The 19,944-nt window shown below is 63.7% G+C and carries 15 protein-coding genes and 1 pseudogene; 8 read left to right on the forward strand and 8 right to left on the reverse strand.

The annotated features are described in order from the left end of the window. The first annotated feature begins 442 nt into the window (after positions 1-442). Together KFF05_13245 and KFF05_13250 are read left to right on the forward strand one after the other, a co-directional pair. Complete coding sequence (locus tag KFF05_13245) at positions 443-1,186, forward strand: hypothetical protein (protein ID UTW50892.1); 744 nt, start codon at positions 443-445, stop codon at positions 1,184-1,186. Between the two features lie 463 nt (positions 1,187-1,649). Beyond that, entirely contained in the window at positions 1,650-2,849 is a 1,200-nt protein-coding gene (locus KFF05_13250) for a TRAP transporter substrate-binding protein (protein UTW50893.1), read from the forward strand. Positions 2,850-2,883: 34 nt separating this feature from the next. On the opposite strand, the gene KFF05_13255 is transcribed toward KFF05_13250, so the two are convergent. After that, on the reverse strand, positions 2,884-4,047 hold the full coding sequence (locus KFF05_13255) for a DUF2336 domain-containing protein (GenBank protein UTW50894.1): 1,164 nt from the start codon (positions 4,045-4,047) through the stop codon (positions 2,884-2,886). 217 nt (positions 4,048-4,264) lie between these two features. On the opposite strand from KFF05_13255, the gene KFF05_13260 reads away from it, so the two are divergent. Beyond that, positions 4,265-4,681, forward strand: coding sequence for a c-type cytochrome (locus KFF05_13260; protein ID UTW50895.1), 417 nt, complete (start codon positions 4,265-4,267; stop codon positions 4,679-4,681). 36 nt (positions 4,682-4,717) lie between these two features. Here the strand turns inward: KFF05_13260 and KFF05_13265 are convergent, their stop codons facing one another. The 6 genes from KFF05_13265 to KFF05_13290 form a co-directional block, all read right to left on the reverse strand. Then, on the reverse strand, positions 4,718-5,692 hold the full coding sequence (locus KFF05_13265; protein ID UTW50896.1) for a TAXI family TRAP transporter solute-binding subunit: 975 nt from the start codon (positions 5,690-5,692) through the stop codon (positions 4,718-4,720). A gap of 142 nt (positions 5,693-5,834) precedes the next feature. After that, on the reverse strand, positions 5,835-6,257 hold the full coding sequence (locus KFF05_13270) for a universal stress protein (GenBank protein UTW50897.1): 423 nt from the start codon (positions 6,255-6,257) through the stop codon (positions 5,835-5,837). Positions 6,258-6,275: 18 nt separating this feature from the next. Then, positions 6,276-8,867, reverse strand: a complete 2,592-nt coding sequence (locus KFF05_13275) for a TRAP transporter permease (protein ID UTW50898.1) — start codon at positions 8,865-8,867, stop codon at positions 6,276-6,278. Positions 8,868-9,010: 143 nt separating this feature from the next. Further along, positions 9,011-9,994 (reverse strand): TAXI family TRAP transporter solute-binding subunit, encoded by a 984-nt coding sequence (locus tag KFF05_13280; GenBank protein UTW50899.1) that lies wholly within the window; start codon positions 9,992-9,994, stop codon positions 9,011-9,013. 474 nt (positions 9,995-10,468) lie between these two features. Next, positions 10,469-11,473 carry a TAXI family TRAP transporter solute-binding subunit gene (locus KFF05_13285; protein ID UTW50900.1) on the reverse strand — a complete coding sequence of 335 codons (1,005 nt, stop codon included), beginning with the start codon at positions 11,471-11,473 and terminating at the stop codon, positions 10,469-10,471. Between the two features lie 44 nt (positions 11,474-11,517). Next, on the reverse strand, positions 11,518-12,855 hold the full coding sequence (locus KFF05_13290; GenBank protein UTW50901.1) for an aspartate aminotransferase family protein: 1,338 nt from the start codon (positions 12,853-12,855) through the stop codon (positions 11,518-11,520). Positions 12,856-12,968: 113 nt separating this feature from the next. On the opposite strand from KFF05_13290, the pseudogene KFF05_13295 reads away from it, so the two are divergent. Together KFF05_13295 and KFF05_13300 are read left to right on the forward strand one after the other, a co-directional pair. Continuing rightward, positions 12,969-13,485 (forward strand): annotated as a pseudogene (locus KFF05_13295) (adenine phosphoribosyltransferase). Positions 13,486-13,504: 19 nt separating this feature from the next. Next, on the forward strand, positions 13,505-13,963 hold the full coding sequence (locus tag KFF05_13300) for a GNAT family N-acetyltransferase (protein ID UTW50902.1): 459 nt from the start codon (positions 13,505-13,507) through the stop codon (positions 13,961-13,963). Here the strand turns inward: KFF05_13300 and mutY are convergent. Next, positions 13,960-15,015 carry an A/G-specific adenine glycosylase gene (gene mutY, locus KFF05_13305; GenBank protein ID UTW50903.1) on the reverse strand — a complete coding sequence of 352 codons (1,056 nt, stop codon included), beginning with the start codon at positions 15,013-15,015 and terminating at the stop codon, positions 13,960-13,962. The two genes, KFF05_13300 and mutY, sit on opposite strands and share 4 nt — an antisense overlap. A 154-nt stretch (positions 15,016-15,169) precedes the next feature. On the opposite strand from mutY, the gene KFF05_13310 reads away from it, so the two are divergent. The 3 genes from KFF05_13310 (at position 15,170) to smc (ending at position 19,933) form a co-directional block, all read left to right on the forward strand. After that, positions 15,170-15,688 (forward strand): DUF721 domain-containing protein, encoded by a 519-nt coding sequence (locus tag KFF05_13310; protein UTW50904.1) that lies wholly within the window; start codon positions 15,170-15,172, stop codon positions 15,686-15,688. 135 nt (positions 15,689-15,823) lie between these two features. Beyond that, on the forward strand, positions 15,824-16,408 hold the full coding sequence (locus KFF05_13315) for a DsbA family protein (GenBank protein ID UTW50905.1): 585 nt from the start codon (positions 15,824-15,826) through the stop codon (positions 16,406-16,408). Positions 16,409-16,459: 51 nt separating this feature from the next. Beyond that, positions 16,460-19,933 (forward strand): chromosome segregation protein SMC, encoded by a 3,474-nt coding sequence (smc, locus tag KFF05_13320; GenBank protein UTW50906.1) that lies wholly within the window; start codon positions 16,460-16,462, stop codon positions 19,931-19,933. Positions 19,934-19,944 lie beyond the last annotated feature (11 nt).

Genomic DNA, 19,944 nt, shown 5'->3' on the forward strand with positions numbered 1-19,944 from the left:
ACAGCAACAGACTTTTTGGCGCTCGAAAGCGACATGGAAGTACTCCATCAAAGGCGCTCCCCGGTTCCATCCAGGGGCGCTGAGAGTGACGCATTAAGGGCTGAACAAGCAGCATGTGGTGCCTGACACCGCAACCCCATCCGGTTTCCCGGAGGGCCGCGCGAGCGGCGCGTCCAATTCCTTTGCAGGGACGCGCGCGACAGGTCTTCAATCCCAGAGTCCTCAACGACGGATAATACGCCTTTCCTGGGCCGGCCCCCAGGAAATCCGGGGCCCAAGTCCCCGCAAGAACATCATGACAGCAATCACTAAAATGCATTTGACGGCCCGCCGGGCCGGGACCGGGCGCTTTCGCTTTCGCGTTTAATTGGCTAGGTTAGGCGGCCGAAGGGGAGGAGCACTGCTCCTTGCAAATTCAAGAACCACACGCCGGGGCCGTGCCATGACTTCTTTGACCGAAACGCCGCACCGCACCACCAGGGCCCGCCGTTTCGCGGCCGCACCGGCGCTGGCCGCCCTATTACTGCTCGGCGGGTGTGAGACGGCCAACAATGCCCTCTCGACCGTTGCCGACAAATCCGCGGAATTATGGAACACCATGTCGTCGCCGTTTAACCGCGGCGAGGATAAGGAATTCAGCCGTGATCCCACCCGCGAACGCCGCGCCGACGTGGAGAAATGGGAACGCATCCGCGGGTCCGATGATCCGACCGTGTTTCAGACCTTTATCGAGACCTACCCGGACAGCGCCCTGACCCATCTGGCGCGCCGTCGGCTGGCGACCCTGCAGCCGACCCAAGGCACGCATGTTCCCTCGACCTTTGCAACGGAACAGCCGCGGCCGCCTGCTGTTCGCCACGCTGCCGGGCAGATGCCGCCGCCCGCCCCGCCGGGCCAGTTCCCCGTACCCTGGGTTCTGGGCCGTTGGGCCATCGATTGTTCGCGCAAGGAAGGCGGCAACGGCGTCACCTATAACCAGGTCGACGCCGGCAAGGTCCGGGTCATCCGTGATGACGGCAGCGCCGCCGTCTACACCGTGCGCCGCGAGGACGACATCCTGGTGCTGGAGGCCGACGGCCTGATCTATCAGGACAAGATCGTCAGTGCGACGGAGCTTCGGTCCTACGCCGTCAAGTACAACAACCAATGGCACGAGGTAGACCTTGTCTACCGCAAGTGCGACTGACCGCCGCCTGCGTACACCCAATTCACCGCCCAACGCAAAACCCCGGCCCGCGCGAACGCGGACCGGGGCCGTGGGTTTGCCAATCCTTGGGGTCGGATCGGGCATAATGCCCAAATGAATTCGAACCCGCCTAGCGGGGATTATTGGTGTGCTTAACGCCGTAGGCCGCCGCCGCCACGAATGCGAGAGCAGCGGCGATGCAAACACCAAGAAAAATCATGCTTCCTGTCGTCATCTTTCGAAATTCCCGTGGTTTCAATGACGCAACTTTAGGGTGCCGGAACAGGCTTCGGCATTGATCTAGATCAACAATCCGGGAGGGACGACACGGAGCGTTCCCAACATATCCACAGATTGTGAATAACCCCGCGGCCTAAGGACTCCGAGCCCCGGATCACTTCAGGTACACTTGCGCGCCCGTTGAGGGCCGCCCAAGGGAGGGTGGAAGGGAAAGGTCATCATCATGCGCAATGCCGTCATCGGCATCGTCGTGGGATTGGTTGTCGGCGTTGTCCTGGGGGTTTCCATCATCGCCCCCCGCCTGAACGCATCGCTGCCCGAAACCGCCGCCCAGGCCGTGGCCGAGATCACCCCCGAGCCCGCTGCGCCGAAAGAACCCCCCCCAGCATCGACCGCAGAGATATCTGCCCTGCCCGCCGCTGCGGAAAGCCTGCTGGCCCCCGCCATCACCCCCGACCCCATCGTGCGCTGGCGCATGGAAAGCGCCTTTGCCAGCGCCCTGCCGCAGTTGGGTGCCCAGGCCAAACGAATCGAAACGGAAATCTGGCGCGTGTCCGCCGGCGGGATGGAGATCGCTTTCAACGAACCGGGAACCCTGATTCAAGGCAAGGACATGGTCAGCGCGGTCAAGGACGGCACCGTCGACGCAGCCTTCGTCGCCCCCGAAAGCTGGCCGGCGACCACCCCCGCCTTGCAACTGTTCGGCGCCGTGCCGTTCGGCCCACGGGCCGAGGAATACCTGGCCTGGCTCTATTTCGGCGGCGGTGAAAAGCTGTTGAACGGCCTGGCAGAAGGACTGGGCGTGCGGATCGTGGTCTGCGGGCTGGTGTCGCCCGAAGGGGCCGGTTGGTACCGACGGCCATTGACCACGGTCGAAGACCTGAAAGGCCTGCGGGTGCGCATGACCGGTCTTGGCGCGCGCGTGATGAACCGCCTGGGTGCGAAGACTGTGGCCCTGAACGAAGGGGAAATCTTCCACGCCCTGGAAACCGGGGCCATCGACGCCGCCGAATATTCCATGCCCGCCATCGACGTGCAGCTCGGCCTGCACCGCATGGCGCGGAATTACTATTTCCCCGGCTGGCATCAGCCGGCGACGCTGCTGGCGCTGGTCATCAACAACGACCGCTGGACCGACCTCAAACCGGTGCAGCGCTCACAACTGCGCGCCGTGTGCGGCGACAATGTGCGTCATGGCCTGGCCGAGGGCGAGGCCTCACAGTACCGGGCCCTTCTGAACCTGACCAAGGAAGGCGTGACCGTGCGCCGCTGGCCGCGGGAAATTCTCGGTAAACTGTCCAAGGCCTGGGACGAGGTCGCGCGCGACACGGCGAAGCAGGACAAGGATTTCGCCAAGGTGTGGAAATCGCTCGATCGGTTTCGCAAGGATTACGCCGTCTGGCGTGACGCGGGCGGCAGATAAGCTCCGCTCCGCTCATTCTTCCTGACCGGCTTGCTTACCGGCCCGCGCCGACCACGGCATCCGGCCCGTCATCCCCCAGCACATCGGCGGGCAATTCATCCATCTTGGTCAGCAGATATTCCAGGTCCGAGGACTCGAACTCGACGCCCAGATCGTCGTACTGGGTCATGATCCGCTCAATCATGCGCCGGGCATAACGTTCGCGGTCATTCTCGCCGCCGTCCATCTGCGTTTCCCGGCTGACATCCAGCGCCGCGCGCACGGCCATGAACTGGGCCGGCGGCAGCTTGGCCTTGTCGAACACCGCGCGCAGACCCAGAGGGCCGCGGTCGTGGATTAGGCGCCGCGCATTATCCAGCGTGACCCCTGCCCGTGTCGCCATCGCGCATTCGAAGAACGTGATGTCGCCCATGCAAAGTGCCCGCAAGGTGATCGACGGCGTCAGGCGGCCGTTGTCGTTTAACTGGCGGGCCAGGATCATCACGTCATCGACACTGGAATCGGAGGACAGGCTGATGGTTGCCCGTTCACGCGATTGCAGGATGATGTCCGTGGTCATCGCCGCCGGCAGTTCGTGGCGCTTGACCAACTCGTCACGCAGGTTTTCCGACACCAGGGTCACCAAGCGTTCGGCCACCGTCACCGGCAGAGAGGCCCGGTTGACCATGGCTGACTGCACCCCGGCGCGGTCACCGAAATCGTCGACCACCTTCTGGAACGTGCTTTCGGAAATCGCCGCCCCCTCGTTGGCGACCAGACGGGTCACCGCCGCCTCGTTGCCGGAATTGACCAGGGCATCGGACAGTGCCTCCGACACGGTGGCGCGCCCGGCGACGGCTTCCTGTTTGGCGGGGTCTTGCGACCCGATGATGGCGATCAGGTCGTCATCGTTGAGAACCTGGGAAAATTCAATCATCGGCAACGCCACCTGGTCGATGTCGTTGGCCAGTGCCACCGCCACGTCATGCGGCACGTTGCCGTTCTGCTTCAGGTTTTCCGTCAATGCCTGACGTACGCGGACTTCCGCGTCCTTGACCATCAGGCGGAAAATTTCCTCGGCCAGCGCCCGTTCGGTGGGGCTCAGTTTGCCGGGATCGAAGGCCACGGCGACCTTGGCCGCAGTCGCCGCGCGGTTGTCCGGCGTGGGGTCGGACAAAAGCTTGGCGACATCCGCTTTGCTTAGATTATCTGCTGGCATGAGTCTGCAACGCTCCTTTCACAGTCCGGGGAATCCCCATGACTGCGCCCACGACTTCCATGATGCACAGTATAATGCGGATCGGCGGGTGAATGAAATCATCTCCGCCGGCCAGGGTTGCCGATTGCGCATTCCCGGCGTGATGCAGATAATGCGAGCCCACCTGCAAGGGTGCGCCCATGATTACCAACCAAAACACGACGAAGGGTTTTGTCTCATGAAACATGCTTCCTTGATGGCTGCCACAGTCGCCGGCTTCGCGGCCTCAATGATGGTCGCCGCGGCACCCGTTCAGGCCGACGCCGCCAAGGCGTTCAAGAAAAACCGCTGCGCCCAATGTCATACGGTGTCGGGCAAACACACCATCGGCCCGTCCCTCAATGACATCATCGGCCGCAAGGCCGGCACGGCCGAAGGCTTCAAGACGTCACGCTATTCCAGTTCCATGGTTGCCGCCGGTGAAAAGGGCCTGGTCTGGGACGCCAAGTCACTCGACGGCTATCTCGCCGACCCCAAGCAGTTCCTGCGGGACTACCTGAGCGACCCCAAGGCGTCGACCAAGATGGCCTATCCGGGCCTGAAGAAGGCAGACGAGCGCGCCCTGGTCATCGAATACCTGACCAACGCGAAGTGACCGGATCGCCGCGGCCGCCCAGCGGCCGCGGCGCCGTCACTTAATCAGTCCCGCTTCCCGGAAATAGCGCACCGCCCCCGCATGCAGGGGCGCGGTTAAGGAATCGCGCACCATTTCGTCTTTCCGCAGATTGGCGAGGGCCGGATGCATGTCGCGGAACGCGTCGAAGTTATCGAACACGGCCTTGACGATGGTGTAGACGATCTCGGGCTTGGTCTTGGTCGAACTGACCAGCGTTGCGCCGACACCGAATGTCTTTACGTCTTTCGGGTTGCCCCGATACATGCCACCTGGGATCACCGCCCAGCGATAGAAAGGGCTGGTCTTTACCAGCGCCTGGATGCCCGGGCCGTCGATCGGCACCAGCACCGCGGCGCAGGCGTTCGCCGTTTCGCGGGTCGCGGCGGATGGGTGGCCGACCAGCGCGAAGAAGGCATCAACCTTGTTGTCACACAGGGCCTCCCCCTGCTGATTGGCCTTGAATTCGGCCGCCAAGCCCAGATCGCGACGGGTCCAACCAAGCGCCTGTTCGATCACCTGCCAGGTTGCCAGCGTCCCTGAACCGGGATTGCCGATGTTCATGCGCCGGCCCTTGACGTCGTTGATGTGCTTGATGCCCGAATCCGCCCGCGCCATAAGGGTCACCGGCTCAGCATGCAGCGAGAACACGGAGCGCAACTCGCTATAAGGGCCGCGTTTCTCGAACGCCCCTTCGCCGCGCAAAGCGCTGTACTGGGTATCGGACTGGGCCAACCCCAGGTCCAGATCGCCGGAGCGGATCGCGTTGATGTTGAACACCGACCCAAAGGTCGATTCAGCCGAACAGCGCACGCCATGGTCCTTGCGCCCCTTGTTGACCAGCCGGCAAATGGCCCCGCCGGCGGGGAAATAGACCCCCGTAACCCCGCCCGTGCCGACCGAAATGAATTCGGCGGCCCGCGCTGCCCCCGGCCCCCCCGCCGTCCAGGCGATGGACAGCACCATGATCAAAGCACCCGGTCTAACCCACATTCGTCTGCTCCCTGGTGGAGGCCTGCTGCCCATGTTCCGTGCGAAGAACACCATCGGCCCCACGCGCGCGGATGATAGCCGTTCCCATAGCGTTTGATGAGGCCTGATATATACGGAAATGCCTGGGGCCGAACGCCGCCGGTCAGTGGCGGACGATCAGGACCGATTGTTTGGCCTGATGGGCGACCTTATCCGCGTTATGGCCGAGCATGTCGGCGTCGGTGCGCCGGTCACAGAGGATGATCAGGTCGCAATCGGTTTCCTTCGCGCCGCGGAGGATTTCCTCATAGACACGGCCATGACCGACGATGTGCTGTTTCTTGATCCCGCTCGGGATGTTCGCCTTGGTCCAGGTATGCAGTCGGGCTGCCGCTTCTTCCATGGTTTTCTTTTCATAGCCTTTGGGAAAGAAATTGGCGACCAGGGAGGACCCGAAAGTCGGAATGACGACCATCACATGGAGCGTCGCCCCGAACTTTTCAGCAAGTTCGATGGCGATCGGCGCGGATGCCGTCCAGGACGCTTTGTCGTCAATGTCGATGGCAAGGAGGATGTCCTTATACATGTCTTACGGGCTCCTCGGTCAGGCCGCCTGGGCCGATGTTTTGCGGATACGTGCTTTCTGCGCCAGGACGACCAGACACAGAATCAGCAACGCGGGAAGATAGACCCAGTACTTGTTCAGCTGATCGGCCGGTTGCAGGACGTGGGTGATTTCCTGATCCCAATCCAGGCCCGCTTTCTTAGCTTCGGAGCCGAAGGCGACGTCGTCGATCAGGATTTTACCATCCTCCTCGCGAACCGTGATGCCGGCGGCCTTGATGCGCTCGTCCCCGCTTGCCGCAGGCCCCATGGGCAGCACGACCATCCATTCGCGGGGATTTCCAATGTCGTCCTTGCCGGAGATCATCAGACGGATTTTTTCACCCTCCGGCGTCTTTTCGAAGGCCGTCGCCATTTCCGCCGGCTTGTGGTCGATGTAGGGCGCCGAAACCATGTCCATCCAGAACCCGGGCCGGAAGAACGAGAACGCCAACAACAGCAGCAGCGCCGTCTCCCATATCTTGCTTTTGGTCAGGAAGTAGCCCTGGGTCGCCGCCGCGAACAATAACATCGCCAATGTCGCCGTGAGGAATATGAACACGCCGTGTAGGGCGTCCACGTCGATCAGCAGCAGATCCGTGTTGAAGATGAACAGGAACGGCAGCGCCGCCGTGCGCAGCGAATAGAAGAACGCGACGAAGCCGGTGCGGATCGGATCACCGCCGGATACGGCGGCGGCGGCAAAGGACGCCAACCCCACGGGCGGCGTCACGTCGGCCATGATCCCGAAATAGAATACGAACAGATGCACCGCGATCAGCGGCACGATCAGGCCGTTCTGCTGCCCCAGGGTCACGATGACGGGGGCCAGCAGCGCCGACACCACGATGTAGTTGGCCGTGGTCGGCAGGCCCATGCCCAGGATCAGCGACAGGAAAGCAGTCAGGAACAGGATCGCCATCAAGTTGCCACCGGACAGCACCTCGACCACATCGGCCAGGGCCGAGCCTACGCCGGTCTGGCTGACCACGCCGACGATGATCCCGGCGGTCGCCGTGGCGATGCCGATGCCGATCATGTTGCGGGCCCCGGTGACCAGGCCGTCGAGCAATTCGTACCAGCCGCGTTTGATCTGGGCGGTAAAATCCTTCTCTTTGCGGAAAAAGGCATAGATGGGACGCTGGGTCAGCAGGATGAAGATCATCAGCACCGACCCCCAGAACGCCGACAGGCCGGGCGACAGCTGTTCGACCATCAGGCACCACACCAGGACGATGACCGGCAGCAGGAAATGCAGGCCCGACTTGATGGTCGGCGCCGGTTCGGGAAGGCTGAGCACCGGCTGGTTCGGATCATCCATCTTGAGGTCCGGGTACTGGGCGGCAAAGCGCACCAACAGGACATAGACGACGGCAATACCAAAGGCGACGACAAGCGACGCATAGCCGCCCAGGATCGGCTTCATCCAGCCAAGCCCGTAATAGACCGCCAGCGACAAGCCGGACACCATGGCGATGCCGAAGGCCAGACCAACCAGGCGCTGCACCCAGGGTTTGGGCTCGACCGCGCGCGGCAGGCCTTCCATGCCCAGCTTCATAGCTTCCAGGTGTACGATGTAGACCAGGGCGATGTAGCTGATCAGGGCCGGAACGAAGGCGTGCTTGACCACGTCGAAATAGGGAATGCCCACGTATTCGACCATGAGGAATGCCGCAGCACCCATGACGGGCGGCATGATCTGACCGTTGACGGACGACGCGACCTCGACAGCCCCCGCCTTCTCGCTGGAAAACCCGACCCGCTTCATAAGCGGGATGGTGAAGGTACCGGTGGTCACCACGTTGGCGATGGAGGAGCCGGAAATCAGGCCCGTCATCGCCGATGCGACGACGGCGGCCTTGGCCGGACCGCCCTTCATATGGCCCATCAACGAGAACGCAACCTGAATGAAGTAGTTGCCCGCCCCGGCCTTGTCCAACAACGCGCCGAACAGCACGAACAGGAACACGAAACTGGTGGAAACACCGAGCGCGATGCCGAACACGCCTTCGGTGGTGATCCAGTGGTGGTTGACCACTTCGGCCAGGGAATTGCCCTTATGGGCGATGATCCCGGGCATGTAGGGACCCAGGAAGGTATAGAGCAAGAATACGGAGGCAACGATGGCGAGTGCCGGGCCCAGCGCCCGGCGGGTCGCTTCGAGCAGAAGCAGCACCCCGATCACGGCGACCACGAAGTCCTGTTCGATCGGCGCGCCAACGCGGTCGGCGATGTCGCGGTAGAACACGAACAGATAGGACGCGCTGACGGCGCCGACAAAAGCGAAGACGATGTCCAAGATGGGAATGTAATTGCGGGGCGAACGGCTGAATGCCGGATAGGCCAGGAATGCGAGGAAGATCGCGAAGGCCAGATGGATCGAGCGCGCCTCGGTATCGTTAAACACGCCGATGTGCAGCGCGAAGGGCAACGGTGACGCGAACCAAAGCTGGAACAAGGACCAAGCCAGGGCCGTGGAGAACAGGACCGCCGTCCAGACCTTGCCGGGTTGACGCCCACCGGTATCAGTCGATGCTACGAGGTCGGCCAACTCGTCGGCGCTGGCACCGGTTTCTTTGGTCTGTTCGCTCATTGTCGTCTCGCTTTTTTCTCAGGCCCCCAAAGGCATCACCGCGAAAGCGGTCGATGTGCCGTCCAATACCGGTCTCTCCCGTCCCGGCGATCGGCGGACGAAATGCATCCCCGCCGGTGCCCCGGCGGGGATGCATTCGCTGATTACTTCAACCAGCCTTTTTCCTTGTAGTACTTGGCCGCGCCGCTATGCAGCGGGGCCGAGTTGCCGGCGGCGATCATGTCCGTTTCCTTCAGATGTTCGAAGGCCGGGTGCAGCTTCTTGAAGCGCCCGAAGTTGTCGAACACGGCCTTGACGACCTGATAGACCACGTCGTCCGGCACCTTGGCCGAAGACACGAAGGTCGCCTTCACGCCGAAGGTCTTCACGTCGTCCGGGTTGCCCCGATACATGCCGCCCGGAACGGTGGCATGGGCGTAATAGGGATTGTCGGAAACCAGCTTGTCGATGGCCGAGCCGACCACGGGGATCAGCAACGCATCGGTCGTCGTCGTTGCTTCCTGGATCGAGCCGTTCGGGTGACCCGCCGTGAACACGATGGCGTCGACCTTGTTATCGCCAAGCGCCGCCGCCTGTTCCGAGGACTTCAGTTCGGACGCCAGAGAAAACGCGGACTCGTCCCAACCGAGAGCCTCGAGCACGACGCTCATGGTCGCGCGCTGGCCGGAACCGGGGTTGCCGACATTGACGCGCTTGCCCTTCAGGTCATCGAACTTGGTGGCGCCGGAATCCTTGCGGGCAACCACGGTGAACGGCTCGCCATGAACCGAGAATACCGATCGCAGGTCCTTGAAGGCACCGTCGTCCTTGAACTTCGAGGTGCCGTGATAGGCATGATACTGCCAATCGGACTGGGCCACGCCCATATCCTGGTTGCCTGCCTTGATGGCATTGATGTTGGCGATGGAACCACCGGTCGACGGCGCCGTGCACTTGATGCCGTGCTTCGATGTGTTGCGATTGACCAGTTTGCAGATCGACTGACCAACGACGAAGTACACGCCGGTCTGCCCGCCGGTGCCGATGGTGATGAATTTCTCGTCTGCTGCCTGGGCACCACCGAAGGTCGCCGCCATCGCGGCGACGGCGACGGTCGCGGCCAAAGTTTTTCTCAGGAACATTTCCATTCCTCCTTGGATTTTATCGGGTTGGGTAATGAATGAACGCCGAGACGCGGCATTAACCACGCCGTTCGGCTTGGGGAGTCCCAGGATCCGCATTCACCCCAAAACAGGGCTGATGCGAATGTCCGGGTGATCCGCCGGGAGCAAGCCCGGCGTATCGGCGCGCAAGAACCTGGGGCCGCAGCCCCCGAAGCTGTCCCGCGGGACCGAATTTCGCTGAGTGAATAAATAGATTTCCGCCGCGCCGAGCCAGCGAACGGCTTGGTATACCAAGGAATAGGGCCGACTGCCGACACCGGTGCACAAACTTTCACCGTTGGCGTCTTATTCAGACTGCCCCCTGAAAATGCCATGTGATTCCCTGATCCATGTCGTTGCCGCGAAGTGTAACACATCGCCGGGAAAGGCCAACGGCGAAGATTAACCTTGTCTCATGCTGTGCGGAGTTGTTCGGGAGAAAAACGAAAACACGTAACCTCAGGGCAAACGTCCGACCTCCCGCAAATACTGCGCCGCCCCCGGATGGTGGGGCGCGGTGCTGCCCTTGCGGGCCATTTCCAAGGGGTACAGCCGGTAGAATGCCGGATGTTTCGACGTGATGAAATGCAGGTTCTCGAACACCGCCTTGGTCACCTGATAAGCCGTCGCGGCATCCAGTTGCGCCCCGGCCATGACCGTCGCAACAAGGCCGACCGTCGGCACGTCCGCCGTCAGGCCGCTATAGGCTTCCTTTGGGATCAGCGCGCGCACGTAATAGGGGTTGGATGAAATCAGCCGGTCCGCGGCGGCGCCCGATACGGGGATGAATCCGATACCGCAAAGCTTGATCAGCTTGCTCAAGATGCCGTTGGGGTGCCCAGCAAGAAAGGCCGTAAGGTCGACCTTACGTCCGCAGATTGCGTTGTATTGCTCCGTCGCATTGAGGGTCGCGACCAGCGGGAAACTGTTGAGCGGCAGGCCCATGGCATCGAACAAAAGCCGCATTGTCGCGTTTGTGCCGGACGTCGCCTTGCCGATATTGATCCGCTTGCCTGCGATATCGCTCAGCCCACTGATCCCACTGTCCTTCCTGACCATGACGGCCAGTGATTCCGGATGGGCTGAAAACAGGCTGTAGATTCCCTTGACCGCACCGATGTTGGCGAAGGTGCCTGTTCCCTTGGCCGCATGGTATTGGACATCCGACTGGACGATGCCCAGATCGTATGTGCCCTTCTTGATGCCGATGATGTTGTCGATGGAGCCTTTGCTTGTCACGGCCTCGCATCGCGTGCCGCGCATTTCCCGCCGCACGACATCGCAAATCGCCTTGCCGAGCTGGATATAGATGCCGCCATTGCTGCCGGTGCCGATGGTCAGGGATTTCGCCTGGGCCGGGAAGACAAGTATCGCCCCTAAGAGCAGACCAACCCCTGCCATGAACATGATTATAGTCGGCGGCCCCCTGAACCGGTGTCCGCTCAGACCATCTTGCTCGATCATGTTTCAGGTGCCCCTTCTTTTTATTTATCCGGTCTCCCCCCGGATCACGTGATCCCCGCCTCCTTCAATGTTGCGTCGATCGCATCGCCCAACAACTGGACCAGATCCCCGACCTGGGCTTCATCGATGATGAAGGGCGGGGCCAGCAGGATATGATCACCACGAACGCCGTCCGCCGTGCCGCCGGCGGGATAGCAGATCAGCCCGCGCTGGAACGCCGCCTTCTTCACCCGGGCATGGATTTTCAGGGTCGGGTCGAAGGTTTCCTTGGTCGTCCGGTCGGCGACCAGTTCGATCCCCTGGAACAATCCGCGCCCCCGGATGTCGCCGACATGGGGGTGGTTGCCCAGGCGATCATGCAGCCGGTCGACCAGGATCGCCCCCATGCGCCGCACATTGTTCAGCAAGCCCGCGTCCCGCACCTTGCGCTGTACCGCGAGCGCCGCCGCACAGGCCATGGGATGGCCCATATAGGTATGGCCATGCTGAAAGGCGCCCGAGCCTTCCTTGAAGGCGCGGTAGACCGCACCGGATACCAGGGTCGCGCCGATCGGCTGATAGCCGGCCCCCAGGCCCTTGGCGATGCAGATGATGTCCGGCGCCACGCCATCCTGTTCGCAAGCGAACAGAGTGCCCGTGCGACCCATGCCGCACATCACCTCATCCAAAATCATCAACACGCCGTACTTGTCGCAGATTTCCCGGATGCGCTTGAAATATCCCGGCACGGGGGCGAGCACGCCCGCCGTCGCCCCGCCCACGGTCTCGGCGATAAAGGCGGCCACGTTGCGCGGCCCCAGACGCAGGATTTCGGCTTCCAGCTCGTCGGCGGTACGCAGGCCGTATTCTTCTTCGCTCTCGCCGTCACGCATGTCGCGATAGGGGTAGCAGGCTGCGATGTGGGACGCCGGCATCAGCATCTCTTTATAGGGCTCGCGCCGCCACAGGTTGCCGCCGACGGAAAGGGCCCCCAGGGTATTGCCGTGATAGCTCTGCCGCCGGGCGATGAATTTCGTGCGCTCGGGCTGTCCCGTTTCCAAGAAATACTGGCGCGCCATCTTGAGCGCCGCCTCCACCGCTTCCGACCCACCGGACAGGAAATAGACCATCGAAATGCCGTCCGGCGCCGCGCCGACCAGAAATTCGGCCAGCTCTTCGGCCGGTTGCGTGGTAAAGAAGCCCGTATGGGCGAAGGCCACCTTGTCGACCTGATCCTTGATCGCCTGGATGACGTCCGCGTCGCTATGGCCCAGGCAGGACACGGCGGCCCCGCCGGACGCGTCCAGATAACGCTTGCCGGTGTCGTCGATCAGGTAGATGCCGTCGCCTTTCACGGCGACGGGCATGTCGGATTTAAGGTCGCGATAGAAGACGTTGGTCATCAGGCAATCCAATCCGTAACCCACCCGACCATAGGACGCGATTGCATGGTCGCGCGTCAATCCAATAGGATGCGCCGAACATTCACACAGATAGATTTTTCCCAGAGGGGCATATGGACCTGAAAGACCACATCCGGGGGATTCCCGATTTTCCCATTCCCGGCATTTTGTTTTATGACATTTCAACCCTGCTGCGGCACCCCGACGCTTGGCAGGTGGCCCTGGGCCGCCTCGCCAAGATTGTCTCCGGGTTTCGGCCGGACCTTCTCGTCGGCATCGAATCGCGCGGCTTCCTGACGGCGGCCCCCTTGGCCTCCCGGCTGGGCTGCGGCTTCATCATGGTGCGCAAGAAGGGCAAATTGCCCGGCGAAACCATCGCCCATGAATATTCTTTGGAATACGGCACCGACACCCTCGAAATCCAGAAGGACGCCATCGAACCGGGCCAGCGCGTGGTGGTCATGGACGACCTGCTGGCGACCGGAGGCACCATGGCCGCGTCGATTGACCTGCTGCGGGGTGCCGGGGCCGAGGTCGTGGGCGCCCACCTGCCTGATCGAACTGACCTTCCTGAAGGGCCGCGACAAGCTGGACGTACCGTTCAGCGCGCTGATGGCCTACGACGACTGACCCGTCGGCAGGCGACCCGATGGACATCCGCGAGGACGACCTGACGGGCGACGCGGTGCGCGGCGTGATCCGCGCGCACCTCGACCAGATGGTCAGCCAGACGCCGGCCGGAAGCGTTTATGCCCTCGACCTCAGCGGCCTGACCGCACCCGATGTCACGTTCTGGTCCATATGGGACGGCGCGGAAATCATCGGCTGCGGAGCGCTCAAGGAAATCGACCCCCGCCACGGTGAGATCAAATCCATGCATACCCTGGCGCGGTTCCGGGGCAAGGGATACGGCCGCGCCATGCTGACCCACATCCTGGCCGAGGCGCGGCGTCGGGGATATCGGCGGCTTAGCCTGGAAACGGGCGGCACGGGCCCGTTCGCCGCCGCGCAGGCGCTCTACCGCAATGCCGGATTCACGGACACGGGCCCCTTCGGCGGGTACACCTTCGATCCCCACAGCGTTTACCTGACCCTGGAACTCAATTAGCCGAGCACGGCCTTCGCCACCTTCTTCATAAGGGTCGGCAGGGCATGATCGCCGAAATCGCGGGGATGAACCCAGGTGCCCTCGGCGTCATCGCCGCCGGCTGTGGTCCCGCAAACCACCGCAAGACGCAGATGGAAATGGGTGAAGGTATGACGGACCTCCCCGGCCCCTTCCCAGGATGCCGCCGCAAGCGGGGCATGGCCCGCCGCCTCGTCCTTATCCCAGGGATCATCCCGCCAATCCGTCGAGGGCACTTCCATCATGCCGCCCAGAAGTCCCCGCTCCGCCCGCCGACGCAGCAGCACCCGGCCCTTCGCGTCCTGGATCCAGAACACGACACCGTGGCGCGTCGGCATAGCCTTTTTCGGCGCGCGGGCGGGCAGATCCGCTGCAACGCCCGCGGCGCGCGCGGCGCATGGGTCATGCCAAGGGCAGAGATCGCATTTCGGTGTCCGCGGCGTACAGACCATGGCCCCCAGATCCATCATCGCCTGGGCGAAATCGCCGGGCCGCCGGCTGGGCGTCAGGTCTCGTGCGGCCGCCTGGATCGCCGTTTTCCCGCCGGGCAGTGGCTCGGTGATGCAGCGCAGACGCGCCGTGACCCGTTCGATGTTACCGTCCACCGGCGACGCCGGCACGTCGAAGGCGATCGCCGCGATGGCGGCCGCCGTATAAGGGCCGATGCCGGGCAGGGACAAAAGCCCTGCTTCCGTATCGGGAAACCGGCCGCCGTGATCTCCGGCGACGGCCTGCGCGCATTTGTGCAAGTTGCGCGCACGGGCGTAATATCCCAGCCCCTGCCAAGTGTGCAGGACATCGTCCAATTCGGCCGCCGCCAAGTCTTCCACCCGGGGCCAGCGCGCCACAAAGTCGTCAAAATAGCTTTTTACGGTCGCCACTGTGGTCTGCTGCAACATGATCTCGGACAGCCAGACGTGGTAAGGGTCCGCCCGCCGGCCCGCGGGTGCCCGCCACGGTAATACCCGCCGGTGGCGGTCATACCAGCCCAGCAACGCCCCGGTCAGGGCATCATTGGCGGACGAAAGGCTCATGACAGGCTCCCGGTTCCGGCAATATCCGTGTTATCCCCCGGCTTCCACCGGCAGGCCCTTGCCGGGCCCAGGGTCGGCACTCTTAAATGCATCCCCCGTTAATGCCACGCCGCCGGGACGCGGAAAAGGGCGGCGACGGCCCGAAAGGAACACCATGGCCCAGGACGACGAAGCGACCAAGCCGCCCCGCCGCCGCAAAGGCGGGGTCCGCGCCGTCGGTCAGGCACTGAGCAAGGTGACCGCCGCCGCCTATGGCAAGCGCGGCTTCGCCCAGGGAGACATCCTGCGCCATTGGCCGGAAATCGCCGGTGAACTCCTGGCCCGCCATACCCTGCCCGACCGCATCATCTTTCCCCGCGGACAGCGCACGGGCGGACTTTTGCACCTGCAGGCCGGCAATTCCGCCGTGGCGACCGAGGTCCAGCATCTGGAACCCCTGATCGTGGAAAAAGTGAACACCTATTTCGGCTATGGCGCCGTCAGGGGCATCCACATTTTCCAGCGCCCCTTGCCGCCGCGCGAGGACACCACCCCGACCCCGCCCCGAACGCTGAGCCCAGCCGAACGGGCGGCCCTGGAACGCGACCTGAAGGCCGTGACAGACCCGGACCTGCGCCGCGCCCTCGAAGGACTGGGACAGGCCGTCCGGCGGCGGCGCGGGGACGGTGGATAAATTGCGGATCGGCGGCCCATATCAACGATTTAGCAAAAGGAGTCGACTCCGTCTCGGAGCCGATTCTATAGTCATCAACATCTTGTGTATCAGGAGGTTAATTTGCTGCGATTAGCACAAGGTCTTGCGCTCGCAATGACACTGATTTTGGCCCTTTCCGGTCCCTTCGCGGGCCCGGCACAGGCGCAGAGCGCTCAGGACATGTTGGCGGAAAAGGTGCTCGGCAAGGCCGACGCGCCGGTGACGATGATCGAGTATGCCTCGCTGAGCTGCCCCCATTGCCGCGAATTTCATGAAAAGACCCTGCCCGCGATGAAGGAAAAGTACATCGACACGGGCAAGGTGAAGCTGATCTTCCGCGACTTCCCCTTGGGCCAGCGCGCCCTGGCGGCGCATATGGTCGCCAGCTGCGCCGGCCCCGTGCGCTATTTCGCCATGATCAGCATCCTGTTCCGCGATCAGGCGATCTGGGCACAGGCACCGGATGGCCTTGCCGCCATCCAGACCACGGCCAAGAAAGGCGGCATGTCGCCGGCCCAGGTCGATTCCTGCCTGCGCAACGAAGACCTTTTACAAGGCATTCAGAAGACCGCCGAAGCGGGCAACAAGGAGCACGGCGTCGATTCCACGCCGTTCTTCATCGTCGCTGGGGAAAAGGTTTCGGGCGCACAGGACTTCAAGGTGTTCGAGGAAATCATCGAACGCGCCCTGAAAAAATAAATGACGCAGAAATAATCGGCGCAAACAGGCAACCAGGATCGGCGAGGCGACTTGCTTAATTTCAAGAAAATCCGCGTTCTGGGGTTCAAATCCTTCGTTGACCCCACGGAGTTGTTCATCGAACCGGGCCTGACGGGCGTGGTCGGTCCGAACGGCTGCGGCAAGTCGAACGTGGTCGAATCCTTGAAATGGGTGATGGGTGAAACCTCGGCCAAGCAGATGCGCGGCACGGAGATGGAAGACGTCATCTTCTCCGGAACGCAAGACCGGCCGTCGCGCAACATCGCCGAGGTGACGCTGACCCTCGACAATACCGAACGCAAGGCCCCGGCCCAGTTCAACGATGCGGACGAATTGGAAGTCACCCGCCGCATCGAACGCGAAAAGGGATCGAACTACCGCATCAACGGCAAGGAAGTCCGCGCCCGCGACGTGCAACTGCTGTTCGCCGATCAGGCCACGGGCGCGCGCTCGACCGCCCTGGTCAGCCAAGGGCGCATCGGCACCGTGATCAACGCCAAGCCGGCGCAGCGTCGCCTTCTACTGGAAGAAGCCGCCGGCATCACCGGTCTGCATTCCCGCCGCCACGAGGCGGAACTGCGCCTCAAAGGCGCCGAAGCCAACATGGAGCGTCTGGACGACATCCTGGTCACCCTCGACGCCCAGATGAACAACCTGAAGAAACAGGCCCGCCAGGCGACCCGATACCGCAATCTGTCGGACCATATCCGCAAGGCCGAGGCGACCCTATTCCATATCCTGTGGTCCAACGCGGAAACCGCCCGCGACACGGCCCGCGCGCAGTTGAAGGAAGCCGAACACGCGGTCACCGAGTTGACCCAGCGCGCCGCCCAGGCAACCACTCGCCAAGCCCAGGCCGCCGAGGGTCTGCCCGAACTGCGCCAGGGCGAGGCCCAGGTGGCGGCGGAACTGCAGCGCCTGACCCTGGCCCGCGAAGGCCTGGACGAAGAAGAAGCCCGCATCACCCAGACCATGGCCGAAACCCGGGGCCGTCTGGAACAGACCGCCCGCGACCGTGAGCGAGAACAGGGCCTGATGACCGACGCCGCCGAGGCCATCCAGCGTCTGGCCGCCGAAAAGCAGGACATCGAGACCGCCCAGACGCAGGAAGCCGACGACCTGACGGCCGCCGCCGAGGCCCGCGCCGCCGCCGACGTCGCCGTCGCCGAAATGGACCGCGAGGTCGACCGCGACACCAACGATCTAGCCGCCGCCGAAGCCCGCCGCAATGCCCTGAATCAACGCCTGGCCGAACTGGAAAACCGCCTGAACCGGCTGGCCCAGCGCGCCGCCGACGCCGAGGCACAGAAAGCCGAACTGGAATCCCGGTCCGCCGACCTGGTCGATCTGGCCCAGGCAGATGCCACCGTCGAAACCACGCGCACCGCCGCCGACACCGCCCGCGAGACCCTGACCGCAACGGAAGCCGCCCGCACCGAAGCCGATCAGGCGTCGGAACAGGCAGCCCAGGCCGCGCGGGAAAAAGCGAACGAACAGACCGCCCTGGAAACCGAAATCCGCACCCTGGAGCGCGTCCTCGCCGCCGGGCCGGAAACGGACCTGCCGCCGATGCTCGACCAGATCAGCGTCGACAAGGGGTTCGAGGATGCGCTGGGCGCCGCCCTGGGCGAAGACCTCTCGGCCCCGGCCATGGGCGACGACGATGGCGCCGTCATCGGTTGGCGCGCCTTGGGCCCCATGGCGACGGCCCCGGCCCTGCCCGCCGGCGCACGCGCCCTGTCGGAGGTCGTGAAAGCCCCCGCCGCCCTCGACCGCCGCCTGTCGCAGATCGGTATCGTCGAGGATGCCGCCGAAGGCACCCGCCTGCAGGCCGGCCTGGCCCCCGGCCAACGCCTGGTCAGCCGCGCCGGCGGCCTGTGGCGCTGGGACGGCTTCCGCGTCGCCGAAGGGGCGGAAACCGCCGCCGCCCAACGCTTGGCCCAGCGCAACCGCCTGAACGAGGTCGCGGCCCAGGCTGAGGCCGCGCGCGAAACCCTGGACGCCCTGCGGGCCACCGCCGAGGCCGCCAAGGCCAAGGCCGAGGCCCTGCGCACCCAGGAACGCGACGCCCGCCAAGCGCTGAACGAGGCCGACCGCGCCTTCAACGCCGCCCGCGACCGCCTGGCCGAGGTCAAGGACCGTGCCGCCGCCGTACAGAATAAGCTGGCCGCCCTGGCCGAAACCCAGGCGTCCATCGCCGCCGATCAGGAAGAATCCGGAGCCCAGAAGGCGGCGCTTGAAACCGAACGCAGCGAACTGCCGGACCTGGAGGCCGCGCGCACGGCCCTGGCCGACAAGCGCACTGCCCTGGCCGAGAAGCGCACCCACCAGATGGAATGCCGGTCGCGCCACGACCAGCTGTTCCAGGCGTCGGAAGCCCGCAAACAACGCTTGCTCGCCGTCGCCTCCGAATCTCAGATGTGGGTGACCCGCCGGTCGCGGTCGGAAAGCCAGCTCGGCGAACTGGCGGAACGCGCCACCGCCCTGCAAGCGGACCTGGACGCCCTGCAGCAGAAACCGGCCGAGATCGCGGCCAAGCGCGACGAGCTGTTGACCGCCATTCAGGGGGCCGAGGCGCGCCGCAACACCGCCGCCGACCATCTGGCCCAGGCGGAAGCCGCCCTGGCCGAAGCCGACCGCGACATGCGCCAGGCCGAACACGACCTGTCCTTCGCCCGCGAAACCCGGGTCCGTGCCGAGGGTGCTGTGGAGCAGGCCGAACAGGGCTGCCGCGGCCTGATCGAGCGCATCAACGACCGCCTGCACGTCACCCCGGACAAGCTGGCCGAACTGGCGGAAGTGGAAGACGGCAAGGATCTGCCCGAATTGGAGAACGCGGAAAGCCGGGTCGACCGCCTGCTGCGTGAACGCGACACCATGGGCCCGGTCAACCTGCGTGCCGAACAGGAAATGACCGAGTTGTCGGAACAGATCACCGGCCTGGAAACGGAAAAGACCGACCTTCTTGCCGCCATCGACAAGCTACGCCAGGGCATCAACGAGCTGAACCGCGAGGGCCGGGCCCGCCTGCTGGCCTCGTTCGAAGAGGTCAACGGCCATTTCCAGGTTCTGTTCCAACGCCTGTTCGGCGGCGGCAAGGCCCATCTGGAACTGGTGGAATCGGACGATCCGCTCCAAGCCGGCCTGGAAATCTTCGCCAGCCCGCCGGGCAAGCGCCTGCAGGTATTATCGCTGTTGTCGGGCGGCGAACAGGCGCTGACGGCCCTGGCCCTGCTGTTCGGGGTGTTTCAGACCAACCCGGCGCCGATTTGCGTGCTCGACGAAGTGGACGCGCCGCTTGATGACGCCAATGTCGACCGATTCTGCTCCATGCTCGACGAAATGGCGGCCACGGGGCAGACCCGCTTCATCGTCATCACCCACCACCGCATGACCATGGCCCGCATGCACCGCCTGTTCGGTGTGACCATGCAGGAACGTGGCGTGTCGCAGCTTGTCTCCGTCGACCTGCAACAGGCCGAAAGCTTCCGCGAGAGCGCGTGACAACCGCCCCC

The sequence above is a fragment of the bacterium SCSIO 12827 genome, from assembly GCA_024397995.1.
Classification (GTDB): Bacteria; Pseudomonadota; Alphaproteobacteria; order Rhodospirillales; family Casp-alpha2; genus UBA1479.

Excerpts from the sequence above, each read along its gene's own strand:
- KFF05_13245 (UTW50892.1), top strand. The coding sequence starts at position 443 with ATGACTTCTTTGACCGAAACGCCGCACCGCACCACCAGGGCCCGCCGT.
- KFF05_13250 (UTW50893.1), top strand. The coding sequence starts at position 1,650 with ATGCGCAATGCCGTCATCGGCATCGTCGTGGGATTGGTTGTCGGCGTT.
- KFF05_13255 (UTW50894.1), bottom strand. The coding sequence starts at position 4,047 with ATGCCAGCAGATAATCTAAGCAAAGCGGATGTCGCCAAGCTTTTGTCC.
- KFF05_13260 (UTW50895.1), top strand. The coding sequence starts at position 4,265 with ATGAAACATGCTTCCTTGATGGCTGCCACAGTCGCCGGCTTCGCGGCC.
- KFF05_13265 (UTW50896.1), bottom strand. The coding sequence starts at position 5,692 with ATGTGGGTTAGACCGGGTGCTTTGATCATGGTGCTGTCCATCGCCTGG.
- KFF05_13270 (UTW50897.1), bottom strand. The coding sequence starts at position 6,257 with ATGTATAAGGACATCCTCCTTGCCATCGACATTGACGACAAAGCGTCC.
- KFF05_13275 (UTW50898.1), bottom strand. The coding sequence starts at position 8,867 with ATGAGCGAACAGACCAAAGAAACCGGTGCCAGCGCCGACGAGTTGGCC.
- KFF05_13280 (UTW50899.1), bottom strand. The coding sequence starts at position 9,994 with ATGGAAATGTTCCTGAGAAAAACTTTGGCCGCGACCGTCGCCGTCGCC.
- KFF05_13285 (UTW50900.1), bottom strand. The coding sequence starts at position 11,473 with ATGATCGAGCAAGATGGTCTGAGCGGACACCGGTTCAGGGGGCCGCCG.
- KFF05_13290 (UTW50901.1), bottom strand. The coding sequence starts at position 12,855 with ATGACCAACGTCTTCTATCGCGACCTTAAATCCGACATGCCCGTCGCC.
- KFF05_13300 (UTW50902.1), top strand. The coding sequence starts at position 13,505 with ATGGACATCCGCGAGGACGACCTGACGGGCGACGCGGTGCGCGGCGTG.
- mutY (UTW50903.1), bottom strand. The coding sequence starts at position 15,015 with ATGAGCCTTTCGTCCGCCAATGATGCCCTGACCGGGGCGTTGCTGGGC.
- KFF05_13310 (UTW50904.1), top strand. The coding sequence starts at position 15,170 with ATGGCCCAGGACGACGAAGCGACCAAGCCGCCCCGCCGCCGCAAAGGC.
- KFF05_13315 (UTW50905.1), top strand. The coding sequence starts at position 15,824 with ATGACACTGATTTTGGCCCTTTCCGGTCCCTTCGCGGGCCCGGCACAG.